A 17272-nucleotide genomic window follows, 5' to 3' on the forward strand; every position below is an offset into this window, starting at 1 on the left:
GCGCCCTGAGCAGACGGCAGACTGTGCTGCCTCCTGCTTCACTGCTGAAATGCGTAAACATTTCCTAAGTCTAGCAGCTTCGTCAGTTCATCCAGCGCGTCACGTCCCTCACGCAGCAACTGTGGGTCGACCAGATCGGCCTGGGTCAGGCGATCACGGTAATGACGGTCAACCCAGCTATTCAGTGTGCTGAAGAGGTTATCGTTCATCAGCACCGCCGGATTTACTGCCTGCTGCTCCTCTGGCGTCAGCACGACCCGCAAACGCAGGCAGGCTGGCCCCCCTCCGTTATACATGCTTTCGCGTAGATCAAACACCTTCAGTGATTTCAGTGGTGTATCCGCCTCGACCTGTTCACACAGATAGCGCCACACACCCGGATGCTGGCGTGACTCTTCCGGCAATACCAGCATCATCGTGCCGTCGGGACGGCTCAGCAGCTGGCTGTTAAACAGATAAGTCTCTACCGCATCTTTCACCGAGACACGGTCTGCCGGCACTTCCAGAGCGACAAAGCCGGGGATGCGCGCCCGAAGCTGCGCGAGCAGTTCAGGCTGATCAACAAAGGCGTGCTGATGACAGAACAGCATCTGCTGGTTACTGACCGCAATCACATCATTATGAAATACGCCCTGATCGATCACCGCAGGATTCTGTTGGGCGAACAGTACGCTTTCGGGTGAGAGCTGATGAAGGCGGGCAATCGCCTCGCTGGCCTCACGGGTTTGCCGCGCCGGATAGCGCTGCGGCGCTTTGCCTTCGTGGCTGCTGTCGCGGCCATACACAAACAGCTGCACGCCGCGCTCGCCATAGGCACCGCCGAGACGGTTGTGGTTAGCCGCCCCTTCATCACCAAACATCGCCACCTGCGGCAGCGCATCGTGCACGGCAAAATGGCGATCGTCGCGGAAGATGGAACGCAGCAGCCAGGCGGTTTCTGGCGCTTCTATCGCCCGATGAAACTTGTTGTTCAGGTTCGCCACCGTCAGGTGAACCCGGCCATCCAGACTGTCTGCGGACGGCGAAACCGTAGCGGCATTAGCGACCCACATCGCCGACGCGGAGCTGGCGGCGGAGAGTAATCCCGGCGCGGTTTTCCCGGCTGACGCCAGCACCTGCTCATCACTGCCGCTAAAGCCGAGCTGACGCAGCACCGCAATGTTGGGTCGCTCGTGCGGCGGGATCACGCCCTGCACGTAGCCCATATCAGCCAGCGCTTTCATCTTCAGCAACCCCTGCTTTGCCGCCAGACGGGGATTCGACGGCTGCAGCTGGTTGCGGGTCGAGGCTTCGTTCCCAAAAGAGAGCCCGGCATAGTGGTGCGTTAATCCTACCAGCCCATCAAAGTTGGCTTCGGTTGCCTTCATGAGCGCTTCTCCGGCGCGGAGAAATCGAGTCCCGGCGACAATGTGGCGGGCAGCGTCAGGTCCGGCGTCTCCAGTGAGGCCATTGGCCAGGCACAGTAATCAGCCGCATACCAGGCACTGGCGCGATGGTTGCCCGAAGCGCCGATGCCACCAAATGGCGCGGTGCTGGCTGCGCCGGTCAGCGGTTTGTTCCAGTTGACGATACCGGCACGGGCTTCCAGCAGCAGCTGATCGAACTGCTGACGTGAAGGCGAGATTAAACCACACGACAGGCCGTAACGGGTCTGGTTCGCCAGTGCTATCGCCTCGTCAAAGGTGTCATAGCGGATTACGCCGAGCAGCGGGCCAAAGACCTCTTCATCCGGAATGCCCTGCACACCGGTTAAATCGATAATGCCCGGTGTAAGAATGGCACTGTGACGATCCGGCCAGCGCATCGCCAGCAGCACCTCGCCACCCGCATCAACCCGCCGTTGCCACTCACCTATAATCTTCTCTGCCGCGCCGGTAGAGATCACGCTTCCCATAAAGGGTTGCGGTTCAGCATTCCAGGCGGCCGGCTGCAGTCGCCCCGCCACCTCTGTCAGCCGCTGCAGAAAGGCATCGCCCGCATCACCACGTTTAACCAGCAGACGCCGGGCGCAGGTGCAGCGCTGACCCGCAGTAATAAAGGCTGACTGCACGGTAATATTGACGGCGGCATCCAGGTCAGCCGGATCTTCCACTATCAGGGCGTTGTTCCCGCCCATTTCCAGCGCCAGCATCTTCTCAGGCTGACCGGCAAACTGGCGATGCAGCTGATAGCCGGTATGGGCGCTGCCGGTAAACAGCAGGCCATCGATCTGGCTGCAGGTTGCCAGCGCCTGACCGGTCTCCCGACCACCCTGTAACAGCGCCAGTACACCTGCAGGCAAACCCGCAGCCAGCCAGATCTCAACCGTTTTTTCGGCGGTCAGCGGCGTCAGTTCACTGGGTTTAAAGACCACGCAGTTGCCCGCCAGCAGCGCCGGAACAATATGACCGTTTGGCAGATGGCCGGGGAAGTTGTAAGGGCCAAATACCGCCAGCACGCCGTGCGGACGATGGCGCAGCGAGCTTTCGCCCTCATGCTGCTCACCGGTGCGGCTATGGTACGCCTTCACCGAAAAGCCAATTTTGTTGATCATCGCACCGACTTCGGTCAGTGCTTCCCAGCGTGGCTTGCCGGTTTCACGGGCAATGGTTTCTGCCAGGTCTGTTTTGTGAGCCTCAAGCCCGTCCGCAAATTTCTCAATAATCGCCTGCCGTTCCGCCAGCGGGCGTCTGGCCCAGCCCGGAAAGGCAGCGCGCGCCGCGTCACAGGCTGCCGTGACCTGTGCGACTGATGCCGCCTTGCCCTGCCATAACGTCTCGCCGCTGACCGGATCCGCTTTCGTCAGGACCTCCGCGTCACCGTCTACCCATTCTCCCTTTATCAGGTGCGTCATGCTGTTTTCTCCTCTTTGCAGAGCGTCACTACGCGCAGGCTGTCGCCCGGCTGACAGTGGAGCGCCCGCATCTGTTCATCCGTCAGTTGCACGCTGTCGCTGTCGGCATGGGCCGGGATCAGCACCACACGGAACTGGCGGTAATTGTTATTGGCAACCAGACAGAGTGGCGCATCCGCCGGATTTTCACCCCGTTCAGCGCTGCGCAGACGACTTTTACGCACGGCGCGGATGTGGTCGATATCGCACTCCAGCGTCGGGCCGCCATCAAAAATGTCGACATAGTTAAGGTAGCGGAAGCCCTCCGCCTCCAGCACGGCACGGGCAGGTGCCGTTTGTGGATGCACCTGTCCGATGACCGCCTGCGCCTCTGGCGTCAGGTAATCAATATAGAGCGGATGCTTCGGCATCAGCTCAGCAATAAAGGATTTCTGGCCGGTGCCGCTGAGGAAATCGGCTTTGCTGAATTCCATTGAGAAGAAGCGGCTGCCCACGCTCTCCCAGAATGGCGAATGCCCCTGCTCATCGCTGACGCCACGCATCTCAGCTACAACCCGATTCGTGAAGTGCTCACGGAAATTAGCCATAAAGAGGAAGCGGGATTTCGACAACAGGTAGCCATTTTTGCCGTCACGGTAATCGGGATCGAGAAATAGCGTGCAGAGTTCACTGCTGCCAGTGTGATCGTTACTCAGTGACAGGGTTGGCAGCGCGGCATAGACATTCAGTTCTTTTGAGGCATGCACCTGCGTGCCGACACGAAAGTTATACCAGGGCTCCTGCAGGCCGACAGCCACTTCAATGGCACAGATGCCGACGGCGCGGTTATCTTCGCTGTCCGCCAGCACAAAGACATAGCCCTGTTCAGCGCGGGGCAGCGTACCCTCCCAGGTCTGCAGCGATCGATCAATACGCGCCTGTAACGTTGCGCTATCGACGGGCAGCGAGGTCAGCCCGCCACCGGTTTTGCCGGCCAGTGCCATCAGCTGACTTAAGTCATCGCGTTCAACGGGACGGATTACCATCATGATGCGGACCCTCGGACCAGACGCTCACACACCTCGGCAAAGCGAGCCATGCCCAGCTTCACTTCCTGCTCACTGATATTCAGTGCCGGGGCAAAACGCACCACGTTGGCACCGGCAATCAGCACCATCACGCCCATCTCAGCGGCGGCCAGGTTGATCTCTTTGGCTTTACCGGCAAAGTTGTCGCTCAGTACGGCACCAATCAGCAGCCCCAGACCGCGCACTTCTTTAAACAGATGCAGACGCTGGTTGATCTCATCCAGTGCCGCAACAATCCACGCGTGACGTTGTGTGACACCGGTCATCATCTCAGGCTGATTGATCAGCTCCATCACTTTACCGGCCACCGCACCCGCCAGCGGATTGCCGCCATAAGTGGTGCCGTGGGTGCCAACGCCCATCACCATTGCGAGATCTTCGCGGGTCAGCATCGCACCAATCGGGAAGCCGCCGCCCAGCGCTTTAGCGCTGGTGAGTACATCCGGCGTGACACCATAATGCATGTAGGCGTAAAGCGAGCCGGTGCGGCCAACGCCGCTCTGCACCTCATCAAAAATCAGCACGGCCTGATGCTTATCACAAAGTTCACGCAGTCCGCGCAGAAACGCCGGATCGGCAGGCAACACGCCGCCCTCACCCTGAATCGGTTCAACAATCACCGCGCAGGTGTGGTCATTAATCAGTTCAGCCGCAGCGGCCAGATCGTTAAATGGCGCATGCTGAATCTCTGGCGGCAGCGGTGCAAAATCTTTTGAGTAAGCGGGCTGCCCTCCGGCTGACACAGTAAACAGGGTGCGTCCGTGAAACGCATTTTTGAACGCCACGATACCACTTTTATGCGGCCCGACCCGGTCATGCGCCACTTTACGCGCCAGTTTCAGGGCTGCTTCGTTCGCTTCCGCGCCGGAGTTACAGAAGAACACACGGTCAGCAAAAGTGGCGTCAATTAACTGTTTCGCCAGCCGCAGGATCGGTTCGTTGGTGTAGCCATTCCCGGTGTGCCATAACCGTGCGGCCTGGTCCTGCAACGCCTGTTGTAAAGCCGGATGCGCATGTCCTAACGCATTGACGGCAATGCCACCAGCAAAGTCGATATAATCCTTGCCGTTTTGATCCCAGACGGTGGAGCCTTCCGCGCGAACCGGTATAAAGGTCGCAGGTGCATAAACCGGCATCATCCATTGATCGAAATCGTGACGTGAAACGTGCAGTGCCATAACCCATTCTCCTGCGTGACTTTACCGGCTGGGTAAAGCTTATGTTTTAAAATTGTTAAAAGATGTTGTAATGCTGCCCTACTGTAGAGTGCAGTTAACGTGCCAGCCAGAGAATTAATGCATAAAATGGTCTTCACAACGTAATATCAATAACTTACAACCAATCAATATTCACTTAATTTGCATATATAGTGAATAATTGTCTGATTGCAGCGGCATAGCCGGGTTTTAAACAGCGGAATTATGCATTCACGGGATGAAATATCGCTTTTGTGATCGCTGATAAATTATCTCTCCAGAAAACCCCCGCCGGCGCCCTGTTTTAGCGCGGTTTGCCTCACACTGGTGCAGCGCGGGATCGATGAGTAATCCTTCCAAAAGACGCTGATCGTTTAGATTTAACAAAATAATTTCATTTATCGCGACTGACGCAGAGATCCGTGCATCTGAACCTGATTAATTAATCAGCAACCAGACGATAATTTGATCAGTGACTGGAAAGATTATTTCTGGCGTGATTATATGGAATAAAAATATTATTCATTAAAATATGTTCAGATATTAATATGCACGCTAATGGTTAGAATAAAAACATTACAATTTTATTCTTCTACACCTGTTACTCATAATTAATGCATTGAACGCGTTGATTTAAAAATGAACAGACGGGATTTGTTAATGTCACCCTGGAACAAATCAAACCCATGATTATAAAGGATTAAGTTAAAATTACCCATAATTTTATATAAGAAGAAAATCTTATTATCTTTTCAGTTAATCTCCTTCTCTATCGCTTTCCTGCCTGCGGAATATCTAAATCACATTTTGTTACTTATATTCCACTTTGTAAATTTATCTTTTTGTGTCATTTTCTTTTCGCCCCGCATCAGGGGAATAATAATTAATGAAGACAGGATAATAATTAAATGATGAAGCGCACTTCACTGGCGGTTGTTATGCCGTTACTGATCGGTCTCTCCTCCGCACAGGCCGCAGAAGTTTATAACAAGGATGGCAATAAGCTGGATCTGGTCGGCAAGATTAACGTATCTCACCTTTTTTCAGATGATAATAATAACAACGGTGATACCTCCTCTTATGCCCGCTTTGGTTTTAAAGGTGAGACAAAGATTACTGATCAACTCACTGGCTATGGTTTCTGGCAGTATCAGTACAGCCTTCACAACTCCGAAGGCAGTGATGCGCAGGCGACCAACCGTACCCGTCTGGGTTATGCAGGCCTGAAGTTTGGCCAGGCGGGATCGCTGGATTATGGCCGCAACTATGGCCTGGTGTATGACGTGTTGAGCTATACGGATATGCTGCCATTCTTCGGCGGCGACTCCGGTTATACCGATGCCTTCCTCTCTGGCCGCTCAACCGGCGTGCTCACCTGGCGTAATAGTGATTTCTTTGGTCTGGTAGACGGATTAAACCTTGCAGCGCAGTATCAGGGCAAAAACGACCGCAGCAATAATATCGATGGCGTACGTCGCTCCAACGGTGATGGTTTCGCCCTGTCCGCGTCTTATGACTTTGATTTCGGTCTGAGCTTCGCTGGCGCGTTTGCCAGTCTTGATCGCACGACCGCGCAAAACAGAGCCGCACGTGGTGAAGGCGAGAAAGCCCAGCACTGGGCGACGTCGGTCAAATATGATGCGAACCAGGTTTATCTGGCCGCCATGTACGGTGAGACCCTGAATGCCACCCCAATTAGCGGCGGCTTCGCTAACAAAGCGCAGAATTTTGAAGCTGTGGCGCAGTACCAGTTCCTGAACGGTTTCCGTCCATCCCTGGGTTACGTCTCATCAAAGGGCAAGGACATTGAGAATATCGGCGATGCCGACATCATTAAATACACCGCAGTGGGTGCGACTTACTACTTCAACAAGAACATGTCGGTTTATGGTGAATACCGCATTAACCTGCTGAAAGATAACAATCCGCTGGGTCTGGCAACCGACGACATTACCGCGCTGGGTCTGATTTACCAGTTCTGATGTCATTATGGGCCTGGCACTTCACGCCAGGCCCGTTTATTGTCTCACGCCACACTTCAGACACCGTCACGCGGCGTTAACCCAGTGCCCTGACTAAGCTGACGGCTACCGTCGCTTCCTGCATCAGTTCTTCCACATTGGCAGACGCCAGCAGCGTGGTTGCCTGTCCGGCAGGCACCGGACGACTGAAAAGATAGCCCTGACCGTAATCACAGCCGCGTTTTCTCAGCCATCTCAGCGTGGCGACATCTTCTATCCCCTCTGCCGTGATCACCACATTCAACCCCTGACAGAGCGCCAGTAGCGTTTCAACGACTTTCCGCTGCTCCGATCCGGTCACGATGCCGGCGATAAATGACTGATCAATTTTGATTTTGGTAATACCCAGCCCCAGCAATACCGACAGGTTGGAATAGCCGGTGCCAAAATCATCCAGTACCACGCCGATACCTGTCTCTTTCAGCTGACGAATCGCCTCGCGGGCATCATCGGAAATGGCCATAACATTTTGTTCGGTGATTTCGAGTTCCAGCATTACCGGTCCGGCATGCTGCATAATGCGAGACAGACAGCTGGTGAGTGACGGTCTCAGCAGCTGTTCCGGAGTGATGTTCAGCGACAGGCAGAGCCCGGCGGGCCATGCACGGGTGGCACTGACCGCATCCTGCAGAAGCGCCACGGTCATACTGTCCATAAGCCCCAGTCGCTCCACCACCGGCAGAAACTCTGCGGGTGAAACCGTCTGGCCTGACGCAGTGATCCAGCGTGCCAGTATCTCAAAACCGGTAATGTTTCCGGTGCGCAAAGAGACCAGCGGCTGGAGAAAGGGAACGATGGCGTGACCGCTGACGGCGGCCACCACCTCCTGCTCCAGCCATTCACGCTGGCGAAAGCGCAGCTCCATGTCCGGGGAGAATCGTGCCAGATGAGAGCACTTATCCTGCTTCGCTTCATATAACGCCAGGTCGGCCGCCCGCATGACATCAGCCTGCCCCGTACAGGCGGAACTTGCAATGCCTGCTGAGAGGCTCAGAAAGGTGTGCGGCCCTGTCCGTATCGATGCTGCCTGTTCGCATAAACTTTCGGCGAAAGTCTGCGCCTGCTCAGCCTGTGAATCTTCGGCAACAATGGCGAATTCATCCCCGCCCACACGAAACACCTTGCTCGTGCTGCCTGCCGAAGCGGTCAGCAGATCAGCCAGTGCGATCAGGGTCGCGTCACCCTGACGATGGCCATTCAGATCATTGATACTCTTGAAGTGATTAACGTTCAGCAGAGTCAGAGTGTAGGCCGCGCCGCATGCTTTAAGCGAAGCAATGTGTGCATTGAAGGATCGGCGGTTCATAACACCGGTCAGCTCATCGGTTCCGGCTAGCCTGAGTGCGTTTTTTTCCGCCCTTCGGGTTTTGCGAATCAGCCCCGCGATAAGCAGCGCAGGAACAACCATCGCCAGCCCGGCAAACGAGGAGGAGGTGAGAATAAACCGCAATCGCTCGCTGATTTCAAAACTTGTATCGTAGCCCAGGCCTAGCAGGCGGCAAATCCGCGCTTCAAGCCCAAACTCCCACAGTGTGGAGAGTAAAATAATGGTCGCAATATTCAGCATTGCGAGCCAGAAAAGTTTCAGGCGCATGCGTTAGTTCCCGGTGATGGCAAGTTTCAGAGTTTTGTTTTAATGATCAGTAAAAAAACCGGGGCGTACTTCTCATACCCTGTCAGTTAAGCCGTCTGCAATAAGCCCGCCTCCGCTATGTCTGGACATAGCATTCGCCCGTTCTCAGCCTTACGGCAGCAAGACAAACGATCGGCGGAGCCCCGAACATGTCGGTTCCGTCATCAATCCTGCTGAGTGTTCTATCGGCAGCGCGGGCAAAATTAACAGGCCAGTCCAGTTATATTTGTGAACACGGACGGCTTTAACCGCTTAAGCAGTATGAACAGCCTGCGGGTATTCTGAGGAAAGCAAGCCCTGGCATCAGACGATAAAAACAGGTTTATCAATCTATTGGCCTCTTATTTCTATCCACGCTATTACAACAGGGTGAACGCATGAGACAGAGGGACGGAAAACCTCTCATTTCTCTGGACACTCGTGCGCAGTGGTCCTTAACGGAAATAATAAAATCGCCAGCAGCTGGACGCCGCGCCCTGACGCGTTAAAAGCACACCCGATTCCCGGAAATGCTGACACCGAAGGTCGATTACACGGGCAATGTGCTCCTGTCAGCCCGCCAAAGTGCTTAAATTTTGCAGTCGATTTACTCTGTATTACATCAATAAGCGCGAGGTAAGCCGGAAGGTACATCCGGTTATATTGACTTCAATTTAGTTTGACTCAATACTGTGCTTTCTTTCAGTCAGACGTGCACTGTAGCCTGCTCCCTCCGTCGCGATAGCGCCTGAACATCTGATGTCTGACACCAGCAAAGAGAGGCTGCAACAAGCCATTTCTCCTGAGACACTTAGCGAGAATTCAAGGCTGGCAAACTGCCCGTCATCGGGCTTTATCTCCCCCGACTCAGAATGAGTAAAAGTATGAATGACGAAATCGCGGGGAACTCTGAAACGCCTCCCGCCAGCGCAGCGCCTGAAACCATTGATCAGTTTCTCTGCTTTGCGCTCTATTCCGCCTCACTTGCCATGACAAAGCTCTATCAATCCCGGCTAAAACCGCTGGGACTCACTTATCCGCAATATCTTGTGCTGCTGGTGTTGTGGGAAAAAGATGGCCTGACCGTCTCTGAGATTGGTGCCCGCGTTCGGCTCGATTCCGGCACGCTTAGCCAGCTTCTGAAGCGGCTGGAAGGTGCGGGCATCCTCTGCCGCCAGCGTGACACCGGTAACGATGAGCGCCGGGTGTTCATCTCTCTGACAGAACAGGGCCACCAGCTTAAAATCGACGCGGCTGGCGTCCCGGCGGATATGGTGTCGGTAATGGATACTGACTGTAGTGAGCTCGGCCTGCTGACAACCCAGGTCGCCATGCTGCGCGAAAAATTGCTCAGGGCTCTGCCATGAAAGGGGCTTTTGATAAACGAATGAACATGTTAAATAATCAGCGTATTTCGTTATGCGCAATTCAGCCAACCAGTTACCGCTGGAGTTTCTTTTGAGTAGCGATAAACCGGGGGATATGGATGATGTCCATGCCGTTGTCGGCCATGCTGTATCAAGCCTGCTGAAGTCAGGCCAGACTGCGGGTGTACTGGAAATCATCGCATTTCTGCAATCTCAACAGGCGCGATCGTTCAACGGCCAGAGAGAAATTTACGCTAAAGCCGTTCGCGTTGTGACAAAACTGGTTAACTGATCATCAGATCACTCTGCCTGACGGCGTTCCAGACCGCCCTCCTTCCTCTCTTTTAGCAGAACTTACCCGCTAAAGTGCTGCACCAGCAGGCGCCATCAAATCATAGCGATCGTTCTGCGGAGCCGTGTCCAGGCCCATGGGCGGCTCAACTTTTAAGGTAATCCAGTTAGAGGTCACACGCTGCTGCTTGCTGTCCTCAAGGGTTACCGACAGGCGGTATTCATTGCTGGCCTCTGGTGAGGGATCCCATTGCGGTAAGATGACACTCCAGCCCTGCGGATCGGCATTATTGGCCGGTGGCGTCAGGCTCAGCGCCTGCGTATCACCCTGCCAGCTTACCGCCCTGATGTCATTGCTGGCCCGCACCTGCAGCTTCAGCGGCAGACTCTCGCCACTGCTCAGTTGCCATGGCGGCGTTGCCAGAAATACGGAGAGCGTTTTGCGCTGACGGAATGAGAGCACCGGCGTATCACTGCGGGTCACGGTATCATAACGGCTGCCGCGCAGGGAGCGCGCCTCTGCGACATTACCGGCATCAAGCTGACGGCTCAGCGCCACGCCGAAGCGATAATTGAGTTTAAGCCCCAGCTGATCCTGGCTTTCACCAGCGCTACTGGCTTTGTGAGTGGCTGAAAAGGTGACCAGCGGCACCGGCGTGTAGGAGAGGCCAAACGACATGGCGGAGGGGTTGTGATAACGGTTGCCGCTATTAAACAGATCGACATTCTCACCCAGATATTGCTGATAGCTCACCGAGACACCCAGCTGGCGATAAAAAGGCAGATAGCTCTGGCTGGTGATGTCATAGCCGCGCGCCATGCGCTGCTGCTGTGAATCATTCAGGTTTTTCCAGCCGGAAAGCGGCTGATAGTAGTTGGCAGAAAAGCGCATCGAATCGCTCCACGCCTCTGTGCCCACCGATGCACGTTGCAGGCCGCTGCTGAAGGTGCGATCAATAAAACCGTTATAGCCCAGCAGCCAGTCACCCGCGTCCCAGCGTTGTCCCAGCCCCGCGTTGCCAACCAGACCATCATCGGTATCGTGCAGGCCAAGCTGGCTGAAGGTGAGCAGGCTGTTCTCATCGGACAGGGCGCTAAAGAGATCGCCACCGGTGCCCGCGAAGTTCCCGTTCATATCGACTTTCAGGTCCAGCTGCGCGTTGCCGTATGGGGAAAGCAGTGACTGCCCTTCGCTCTCAACCCGGCCCGCCACTTCATCCCGCAGATGATTGAACGCCCAGACACCCGCCTGTTGACCAAACGTGACATTGCTGTCGCTGTTGTTACTGGCTTCACCGATACTTTTGGCCACGGCCGCCAGCTTTTTGCTCCACTCTTCATCCTGATCGCTGGCACCGCCCAGCGTCGGCAGCGATTCACTGTAGCGCGCCGGATCATCGAAGGGCGTTTCGGACACCGCTGTTTCAGTCTGGAAAGCGCGAGCACTCTGCGTCGCAGTCAGCGACAGCGCAATCAAAGAGAGAACTCCTGTTTTCCGTATCATGTCACCCGGCACATTGATCAGTTCGTTGCTGTGATTAAAGACAAATCATTAGCACTTACCTTAACATATTGTGACGGTGATGCAGGACAGCAGCGGCAAATTGTGCATATAACAGAAAAATCCGCACTCAATAAGGCCTGCATTTAACGCAGGCCCAACGCAGAAAAGCCTCTGTCAGGAGAAGATTAACCCGCCATCCACGTTAATGGTCTGCCCGGTGATATAGCGCGCATCGTCCGAGGCAAGAAAGGCCACCAGTCCCGCCACGTCTTCCGGCTGACCGGCGCGCTTCAGCGGAATGTTTTTAACCCACTCCGCCATCAGCTCACCTTTGCCGTAGGTTTTCTCCTCGCTGCTGAGGATCTCACCCCAGACACGATCGTTGTAATCCCACATCTCACTTTCGATGATGCCGGGACAGAAAGCGTTGACGGTGATATTCCACGGCGCCAGCTCCAGCGCCAGACTCTGGGTAATGCCAATCACGCCCATTTTGCTGGCGGCATAGTGCGGCGTGTAGATAAAGCCCTGCCGTCCCTGCCCGGATGACGTGTTGATCAGGCTGCCGCTGCGTTGCTGCACCATATATTTTGCCGCTTCACGACAACAGAGCCAGACGCCGGTCGTATTCACCGCCAGAATCCGTTCAAAGTCGCTCTTCGGCATGGTGTCAAAGCGGTCGATGGTGATCACACCCGCATTCTGTATTGAGACGTCAATCTGACCAAAGCGCTCAGATGCCTGCTGATAGAGCTGCTGCACCGCCGCTTCATCCGTGACATCGACCTGCAGCGCCAGAATCTCACTGCCGTATTGCTGCTGAATCTGGTCGGCGGTCGTGAAGACCCGGTCAGCATTTGACACCATCACCAGCCTGGCCCCGTCGCGGGCGAAACGCGCCGCAATCCCGGCACCAATGCCGCGACAGGCACCGGTAATCACCACTGTTTTTCCACGTTGTTCGCGGCTCATAATTGCTCCTGTTATGTGTGACGGACATCAGTGAGAGACGCTGCCTGCTGCTTTTTTTCATGGCGACGCAGCAGCACCACTTTGCTTTGCAGACGTTGCTGGAACTGGTCGATCACCACCGCAGTCACAATCACCAGGCCTTTAATGACCATCTGCCAGAAATCGCTGACGCCCATCATCACCATGCCATCCGCCAGAAAGACGATAACGAACGCGCCAATAATCGAGCCGGAAACCCGCCCACGGCCGCCTGCCAGCGCTGTGCCGCCCAGCACCGTGGCACCAATGGCGTCCATCTCAAACATATTGCCGGTCATCGGATGTGCGGTCTGTAATTGCGAGGCGACTACCAGCCCGACCAGACCGGCGCAAAGGCCAGAAAAGGCGTAGACGAAGACTTTCACTTTGATAATCGGTACGCCCGCCAGACGTGCGGCGGACTCATTGCCGCCGATGGCATAGATATAACGACCCAGCGGGGTTTTGCGCGTCAGGTAGAGGCCGAGCAGTAAAAAGCCGAGCATCAGCCAGATCGGCAGATAAACACCCAGTACAGTGCCGGAGCCAAGCAGCGCAAAACCGGTGTTGCCCAGTGCGGGCAGCCCTATCAGGTTGGCGTAAGTGCCGCCGTCGTTGAACAGCAACGCTGCACCGCGCGCCACATACATCATTCCCAGGGTGCAGATAAAGGGCGCCACGCCCAGACGGGTGATCACCGTGCCGTTAATCAGCCCCACCAGCACGCCAAAGATGGCCACCACCAGAATGACTTCAGGCACGTTGAGAAATAGCGTATTGCCGCCCCACAACGGAATGCCATTGGTCAGCAGCGCACCCGCCACCATGCCGCAAATCCCCGCGACCGCGCCCACCGAAAGGTCGATACCGCCGGTGAGGATCACCAGCGTCATACCAATCGCCAGCAGTCCGGTAATCGCCACGTGCTGCGTCATGATCAGCAGGTTGGAGGGCGTCAGAAAGTTTGGCACCATCACGCTGAAAAAGCCGACCACTATCAGCAATGCAATAAAAGTGCGCGCTTTAAGCAAATACATATAAAGCAGATATTTTTGGTTCATGACATTCTCCGGCCAGCTTAGAGCCTGTTCCAGTTCGCGTAATCGTTGCAGGCAGTCGGGACAGGGACAGCGCATAACAACCGAAACGTACACGCAGTACGTGAGGATGGTGAGCACTGCCCCGCTTCAGACTGACAAATAAAATAAGGCGCTTAATCCTGCGGGGTTGATGCCGCGATCAGATGTTCCCGCGTCGCCGCTGCGCGCGGCAGATCGGCCGTGATCCTGCCATCGGCCATCACTAAAATGCGGTCTGCCAGCGCCATGACCTCATCCAGTTCGGACGATGAAAACATCACGGCCAGCCCCTGCTGCGCCAGGTTGCCAATAAGGTGATAGACGTCGGTTTTAGCGCCCACATCAATGCCGCGCGTTGGCTCATCGAGTAACACCACCTGCGGTCCGGTCATCAGCGCTTTACCCAGCACCACCTTCTGCTGATTACCGCCGCTCAGCGCCGTCACCGGCAGGTCAGGATCGCTGACCTTGATCGCCAGATGGCCGATCATCTCATTCACCCGCTGATGCTCCCGGCCCGGATTCAGCAGCCCAAGCGCCCGGCGAAAACCACGCAGACTGAAGTCAGAAAGCGTCATGTTGGCCGTCACCGACATCAGTTCAATGACCCCTTCGCCTTTGCGATCTTCAGGCACCAGCGCGATGCCACTTTTCAGCCGCTGCTGAAAACTGCGTTTCGCCAGATCTTTACCGGCCAGCCGAACCCGGCCCGACTGACAAGGCATCAGGCCAATCAGCCCCTTGAACAACTCAGTACGTCCTGCCCCCAGCAGTCCATAAATGCCAATCACCTCGCCTTTGCGCAGGGTAAAACTGACTTCATTCAGCTTGTAGCCGCCGTTCTGATGCAGCGCGGTCAGTCCCTCGACCTCCAGCACCGTTTCCCCTTGTGGCGCAGGCTGATAGTCGAACTGTTTTTTCTTATCACCCACCATCTGAGCGATGATCTAGGGCACGCTGGCGTCGCGCACCTCACGCTCACTGATGAAGCGGCCATCGCGGAAAATGGTGATGTGGTCGCCAATCTCCATCAGCTCTTCCAGCCGGTGAGAGATGTAGATGATGGTGACGCCGCGCCGCTTCAGCTGGTCGATAACGCTGAACAGCACTTTGACTTCCGACTGGCTCAGGGCGCTGGTCGGCTCATCCATGATCAACACCCGGGTATCCTTCGACAGCGCGCGGGCGATCTCCACCAGCTGCTGATGACCAATGCCCAGCTCGCCCAGCGGCGCATAGGGATCGACATCCAGTTGCAGCCGGTCCAGCAGCGACTTCGCCAGCGCGTATTGATACTTTTCATTGATTAGACCGCGCTGGAAAAACTCATTGGCGATAAAAATGTTGTCCATCACGTTCATGTTCGGAAACAGGTTTAGCTCCTGAAAAATGATGCTGATACCCTGTTTTTCCGCCTGATGTGTGGAATTGAGTGAGACTACTTTGCCATCCAGCAGAATCTCACCCGACGACGGTGTTTCCACTCCCGCCAGCATCTTCATCATGGTGGACTTACCGGCCCCGTTCTCACCAATCAGGACATTCACTTTGTTGCGGTAAACCCGATAGCTGACCTGATCGAGCGCAGTCACACCGGGATAGAGGCGCGACACATTGCGCGTTTCGATAATCACGTCGCCGGACGGTTGCGGTTGAGGGTTTTGCATCTGCCGCTCCTTATTGCCGGGTAATCGCAGCCGGGGTGATATCCGGCAACTGCTGCGGAATATCCCAGCTACTGAACACACCGGAAACACTCACTTTATCGCCCACTTTCGGCGCGAACTGCTGCATCAGGGTGGAAGCGTGCTGGTTGATCGCCTTACCGTAGTCACCAAACAGCACCTGGTCATTAAAGTCCTGATAGCTCGCACCTTTATAGGCATCGCGCAACGCGGTCCCGCGAATAATCGGCCCGGTCTGAATAGTGACACTGTCACCTGATTCGTCTTTCACCGTCATTTTTCCGCTGCGCGACGTTGTGTTTACCGCGGTCACCTCACCGCGAACCGAGACGCTAAAGACACACGGATTCTCAGCCTGACTGCGATAGCCATAAGTCTGACAGGCGCTGTCAAAGTCTTTGGCAGACTGCAGCGACTTCATCAGCGTCGCCAGCGGTTTCGCCTCTGCCTGGACCTGCGGCACCAGTTTTTGCTGCCACAGCTGGTCGATGTTAGCCATTTTTGGATTGGGTGGATTTTTCAGGTCAGCCAGCTCCTGCTGCGACACAATTTTGCAGCCGCTTAACAGTAAGACCACCAGCGTCAGCCAGACTCTTCGGGACATCTTCTTCTCCCTGGCGCCCGCTAATGCAGGCGCGGCAGCGTTTAGTTACGACTTGTAGTTGAAGTCCTGGACGTTTTTGGCATTTTCCGGGGTAATCAGAATGCCGCGGAACATCACACGCTGTTTTTCCGGCTTCACGCCCTTCTGAATGAAATTATCGAGATCGGTGACACCTTCGGCGGCAATCGCCTGGGCCTGCAACATCACGGTGGCTTTCAGCGTGCCCGCTTTCACTGCATCGCGTTCATCGTTACTGCCATCAATGCCCACCACAATCACATCGTTGCGCCCGGCCGCCTTGAGCGCAGCGATCGCGCCCAGCGCAACCGGGCCGTTGCCGCAGATCACCCCTTTTACATCCGGATGCGCCTGCAGAATACTGTCCATAATGCGCTTGCCGTCGATCAGTGTGCCTTTCGCATCCTGACGCGCCACGCTCTGCATATCAGGATATTGATCCAGCACCTGATGAAACGATTTTGAGCGGGTGACGCAGTTATTGTCGGCCAGGTTGCAGGCCAGCTCGGCGTATTTGCCCTTTTCGCCCATCTTCTCAACAAAGACGTTGGCCACATCGGAACCTGCCTGGAAGTTGTTATGGGTAATCTGCGCCAGTGCCACGTCATCGACCGGGATTTCACGGTTAATTAAAACCACCGGAATGCCGGCATCTTTAGCCTTTTTAATTGCCGCCACGCTGGCGGTGGAGTCGGCGTTATCCAGTACGATACCCTGCACTTTCTTACCGATAGCGGCATCAATCAGTTCGCTCTGCTTCTTCACATCTTCGCCATGCGACAGCACCGTGGTCTTGTAACCCAGTTCCTGCGCTTTGAGATTGGCGCCTTTGGCTTCGGAGGCGTAGTAGGGATTATCGAGTGAGTTAACCAGAATCATAATGGTGCCTTTTTCGGCGGCAAACGCCGCCTGCGAAACCAGACAGGCAGCCACGGCAGTGCAAAGCAGGGTACGTTTTTTCATGATGTTCTCTCTTATCGTTATGGCAGGGTATGAAGTCCCGGA

The 17272-nt window shown here is 55.3% G+C and carries 13 protein-coding genes and 1 pseudogene; 3 read left to right on the top strand and 11 right to left on the bottom strand.

What is annotated here, in order from left to right; translation table 11 throughout:
- Positions 1-38: 38 nt before the first annotated feature.
- Genes astB through NP77_RS12880 form a run of 4 tightly spaced genes read right to left on the bottom strand, consistent with a single transcriptional unit; the run spans position 39 to position 5078 of the window.
- Positions 39-1367 carry an N-succinylarginine dihydrolase gene (gene astB / locus NP77_RS12865; protein WP_003848358.1) on the bottom strand — a complete coding sequence of 443 codons (1329 nt, stop codon included), beginning with the start codon at positions 1365-1367 and terminating at the stop codon, positions 39-41.
- Entirely contained in the window at positions 1364-2833 is a 1470-nt protein-coding gene (astD, locus tag NP77_RS12870; RefSeq protein WP_039660379.1) for a succinylglutamate-semialdehyde dehydrogenase, read from the bottom strand. Before astD ends, astB begins: the two co-directional genes overlap by 4 nt.
- Complete coding sequence (gene astA, locus NP77_RS12875; protein WP_008926171.1) at positions 2830-3861, bottom strand: arginine N-succinyltransferase; 1032 nt, start codon at positions 3859-3861, stop codon at positions 2830-2832. The genes astD and astA overlap by 4 nt, the downstream gene beginning before the upstream one ends.
- Entirely contained in the window at positions 3858-5078 is a 1221-nt protein-coding gene (locus NP77_RS12880; protein ID WP_003848361.1) for an aspartate aminotransferase family protein, read from the bottom strand. Before NP77_RS12880 ends, astA begins: the two co-directional genes overlap by 4 nt.
- 926 nt (positions 5079-6004) lie before the next feature.
- On the opposite strand from NP77_RS12880, the gene NP77_RS12885 reads away from it, so the two are divergent.
- Positions 6005-7078 (top strand): porin, encoded by a 1074-nt coding sequence (locus NP77_RS12885; RefSeq protein ID WP_008926170.1) that lies wholly within the window; start codon positions 6005-6007, stop codon positions 7076-7078.
- Positions 7079-7154: 76 nt separating this feature from the next.
- Here the strand turns inward: NP77_RS12885 and NP77_RS12890 are convergent, their stop codons facing one another.
- Entirely contained in the window at positions 7155-8711 is a 1557-nt protein-coding gene (locus NP77_RS12890; RefSeq protein WP_039660381.1) for a bifunctional diguanylate cyclase/phosphodiesterase, read from the bottom strand.
- A gap of 890 nt (positions 8712-9601) precedes the next feature.
- Here NP77_RS12890 and NP77_RS12895 point away from each other — a divergent pair.
- Both NP77_RS12895 and NP77_RS12900 read left to right on the top strand, forming a co-directional pair.
- Positions 9602-10096, top strand: coding sequence for a MarR family winged helix-turn-helix transcriptional regulator (locus NP77_RS12895; RefSeq protein WP_033743259.1), 495 nt, complete (start codon positions 9602-9604; stop codon positions 10094-10096).
- A gap of 91 nt (positions 10097-10187) precedes the next feature.
- Positions 10188-10388 carry a hypothetical protein gene (locus NP77_RS12900; protein ID WP_223296454.1) on the top strand — a complete coding sequence of 67 codons (201 nt, stop codon included), beginning with the start codon at positions 10188-10190 and terminating at the stop codon, positions 10386-10388.
- 69 nt (positions 10389-10457) lie between these two features.
- Here NP77_RS12900 and NP77_RS12905 read toward each other — a convergent pair whose 3' ends face one another.
- The 6 genes and pseudogenes from NP77_RS12905 to NP77_RS12930 form a co-directional block, all read right to left on the bottom strand.
- Complete coding sequence (locus NP77_RS12905) at positions 10458-11891, bottom strand: YchO/YchP family invasin (RefSeq protein ID WP_181405298.1); 1434 nt, start codon at positions 11889-11891, stop codon at positions 10458-10460.
- Between the two features lie 174 nt (positions 11892-12065).
- Positions 12066-12863: an SDR family oxidoreductase gene (locus NP77_RS12910; protein ID WP_003848368.1), complete on the bottom strand. Its 798-nt coding sequence runs from the start codon at positions 12861-12863 to the stop codon at positions 12066-12068.
- An 11-nt stretch (positions 12864-12874) separates the two neighbouring features.
- Complete coding sequence (locus NP77_RS12915; protein ID WP_039660383.1) at positions 12875-13942, bottom strand: ABC transporter permease; 1068 nt, start codon at positions 13940-13942, stop codon at positions 12875-12877.
- A gap of 152 nt (positions 13943-14094) precedes the next feature.
- A pseudogene (locus NP77_RS12920) lies at positions 14095-15627 on the bottom strand (sugar ABC transporter ATP-binding protein).
- A 10-nt stretch (positions 15628-15637) separates the two neighbouring features.
- Positions 15638-16249 (bottom strand): DUF2291 family protein, encoded by a 612-nt coding sequence (locus NP77_RS12925; protein WP_003848375.1) that lies wholly within the window; start codon positions 16247-16249, stop codon positions 15638-15640.
- A gap of 45 nt (positions 16250-16294) precedes the next feature.
- Entirely contained in the window at positions 16295-17230 is a 936-nt protein-coding gene (locus NP77_RS12930; protein ID WP_003848377.1) for a D-ribose ABC transporter substrate-binding protein, read from the bottom strand.
- Positions 17231-17272 lie beyond the last annotated feature (42 nt).

Source organism: Pantoea sp. MBLJ3, assembly GCF_000816655.1.
GTDB classification, from domain to species: Bacteria; Pseudomonadota; Gammaproteobacteria; order Enterobacterales; family Enterobacteriaceae; genus Pantoea; species Pantoea eucalypti.

What these genes read in the sequence shown, in the direction of transcription:
- NP77_RS12910 (WP_003848368.1), bottom strand. Translation starts at nt 12,863, where the DNA reads ATGAGCCGCGAACAACGTGGAAAAACAGTGGTGATTACCGGTGCCTGT.
- NP77_RS12930 (WP_003848377.1), bottom strand. Translation starts at nt 17,230, where the DNA reads ATGAAAAAACGTACCCTGCTTTGCACTGCCGTGGCTGCCTGTCTGGTT.
- NP77_RS12905 (WP_181405298.1), bottom strand. Translation starts at nt 11,891, where the DNA reads ATGATACGGAAAACAGGAGTTCTCTCTTTGATTGCGCTGTCGCTGACT.
- NP77_RS12890 (WP_039660381.1), bottom strand. Translation starts at nt 8,711, where the DNA reads ATGCGCCTGAAACTTTTCTGGCTCGCAATGCTGAATATTGCGACCATT.
- NP77_RS12880 (WP_003848361.1), bottom strand. Translation starts at nt 5,078, where the DNA reads ATGGCACTGCACGTTTCACGTCACGATTTCGATCAATGGATGATGCCG.
- astB (WP_003848358.1), bottom strand. Translation starts at nt 1,367, where the DNA reads ATGAAGGCAACCGAAGCCAACTTTGATGGGCTGGTAGGATTAACGCAC.
- NP77_RS12885 (WP_008926170.1), top strand. Translation starts at nt 6,005, where the DNA reads ATGATGAAGCGCACTTCACTGGCGGTTGTTATGCCGTTACTGATCGGT.
- NP77_RS12925 (WP_003848375.1), bottom strand. Translation starts at nt 16,249, where the DNA reads ATGTCCCGAAGAGTCTGGCTGACGCTGGTGGTCTTACTGTTAAGCGGC.
- NP77_RS12895 (WP_033743259.1), top strand. Translation starts at nt 9,602, where the DNA reads ATGAGTAAAAGTATGAATGACGAAATCGCGGGGAACTCTGAAACGCCT.
- astA (WP_008926171.1), bottom strand. Translation starts at nt 3,861, where the DNA reads ATGATGGTAATCCGTCCCGTTGAACGCGATGACTTAAGTCAGCTGATG.
- NP77_RS12915 (WP_039660383.1), bottom strand. Translation starts at nt 13,942, where the DNA reads ATGAACCAAAAATATCTGCTTTATATGTATTTGCTTAAAGCGCGCACT.
- astD (WP_039660379.1), bottom strand. Translation starts at nt 2,833, where the DNA reads ATGACGCACCTGATAAAGGGAGAATGGGTAGACGGTGACGCGGAGGTC.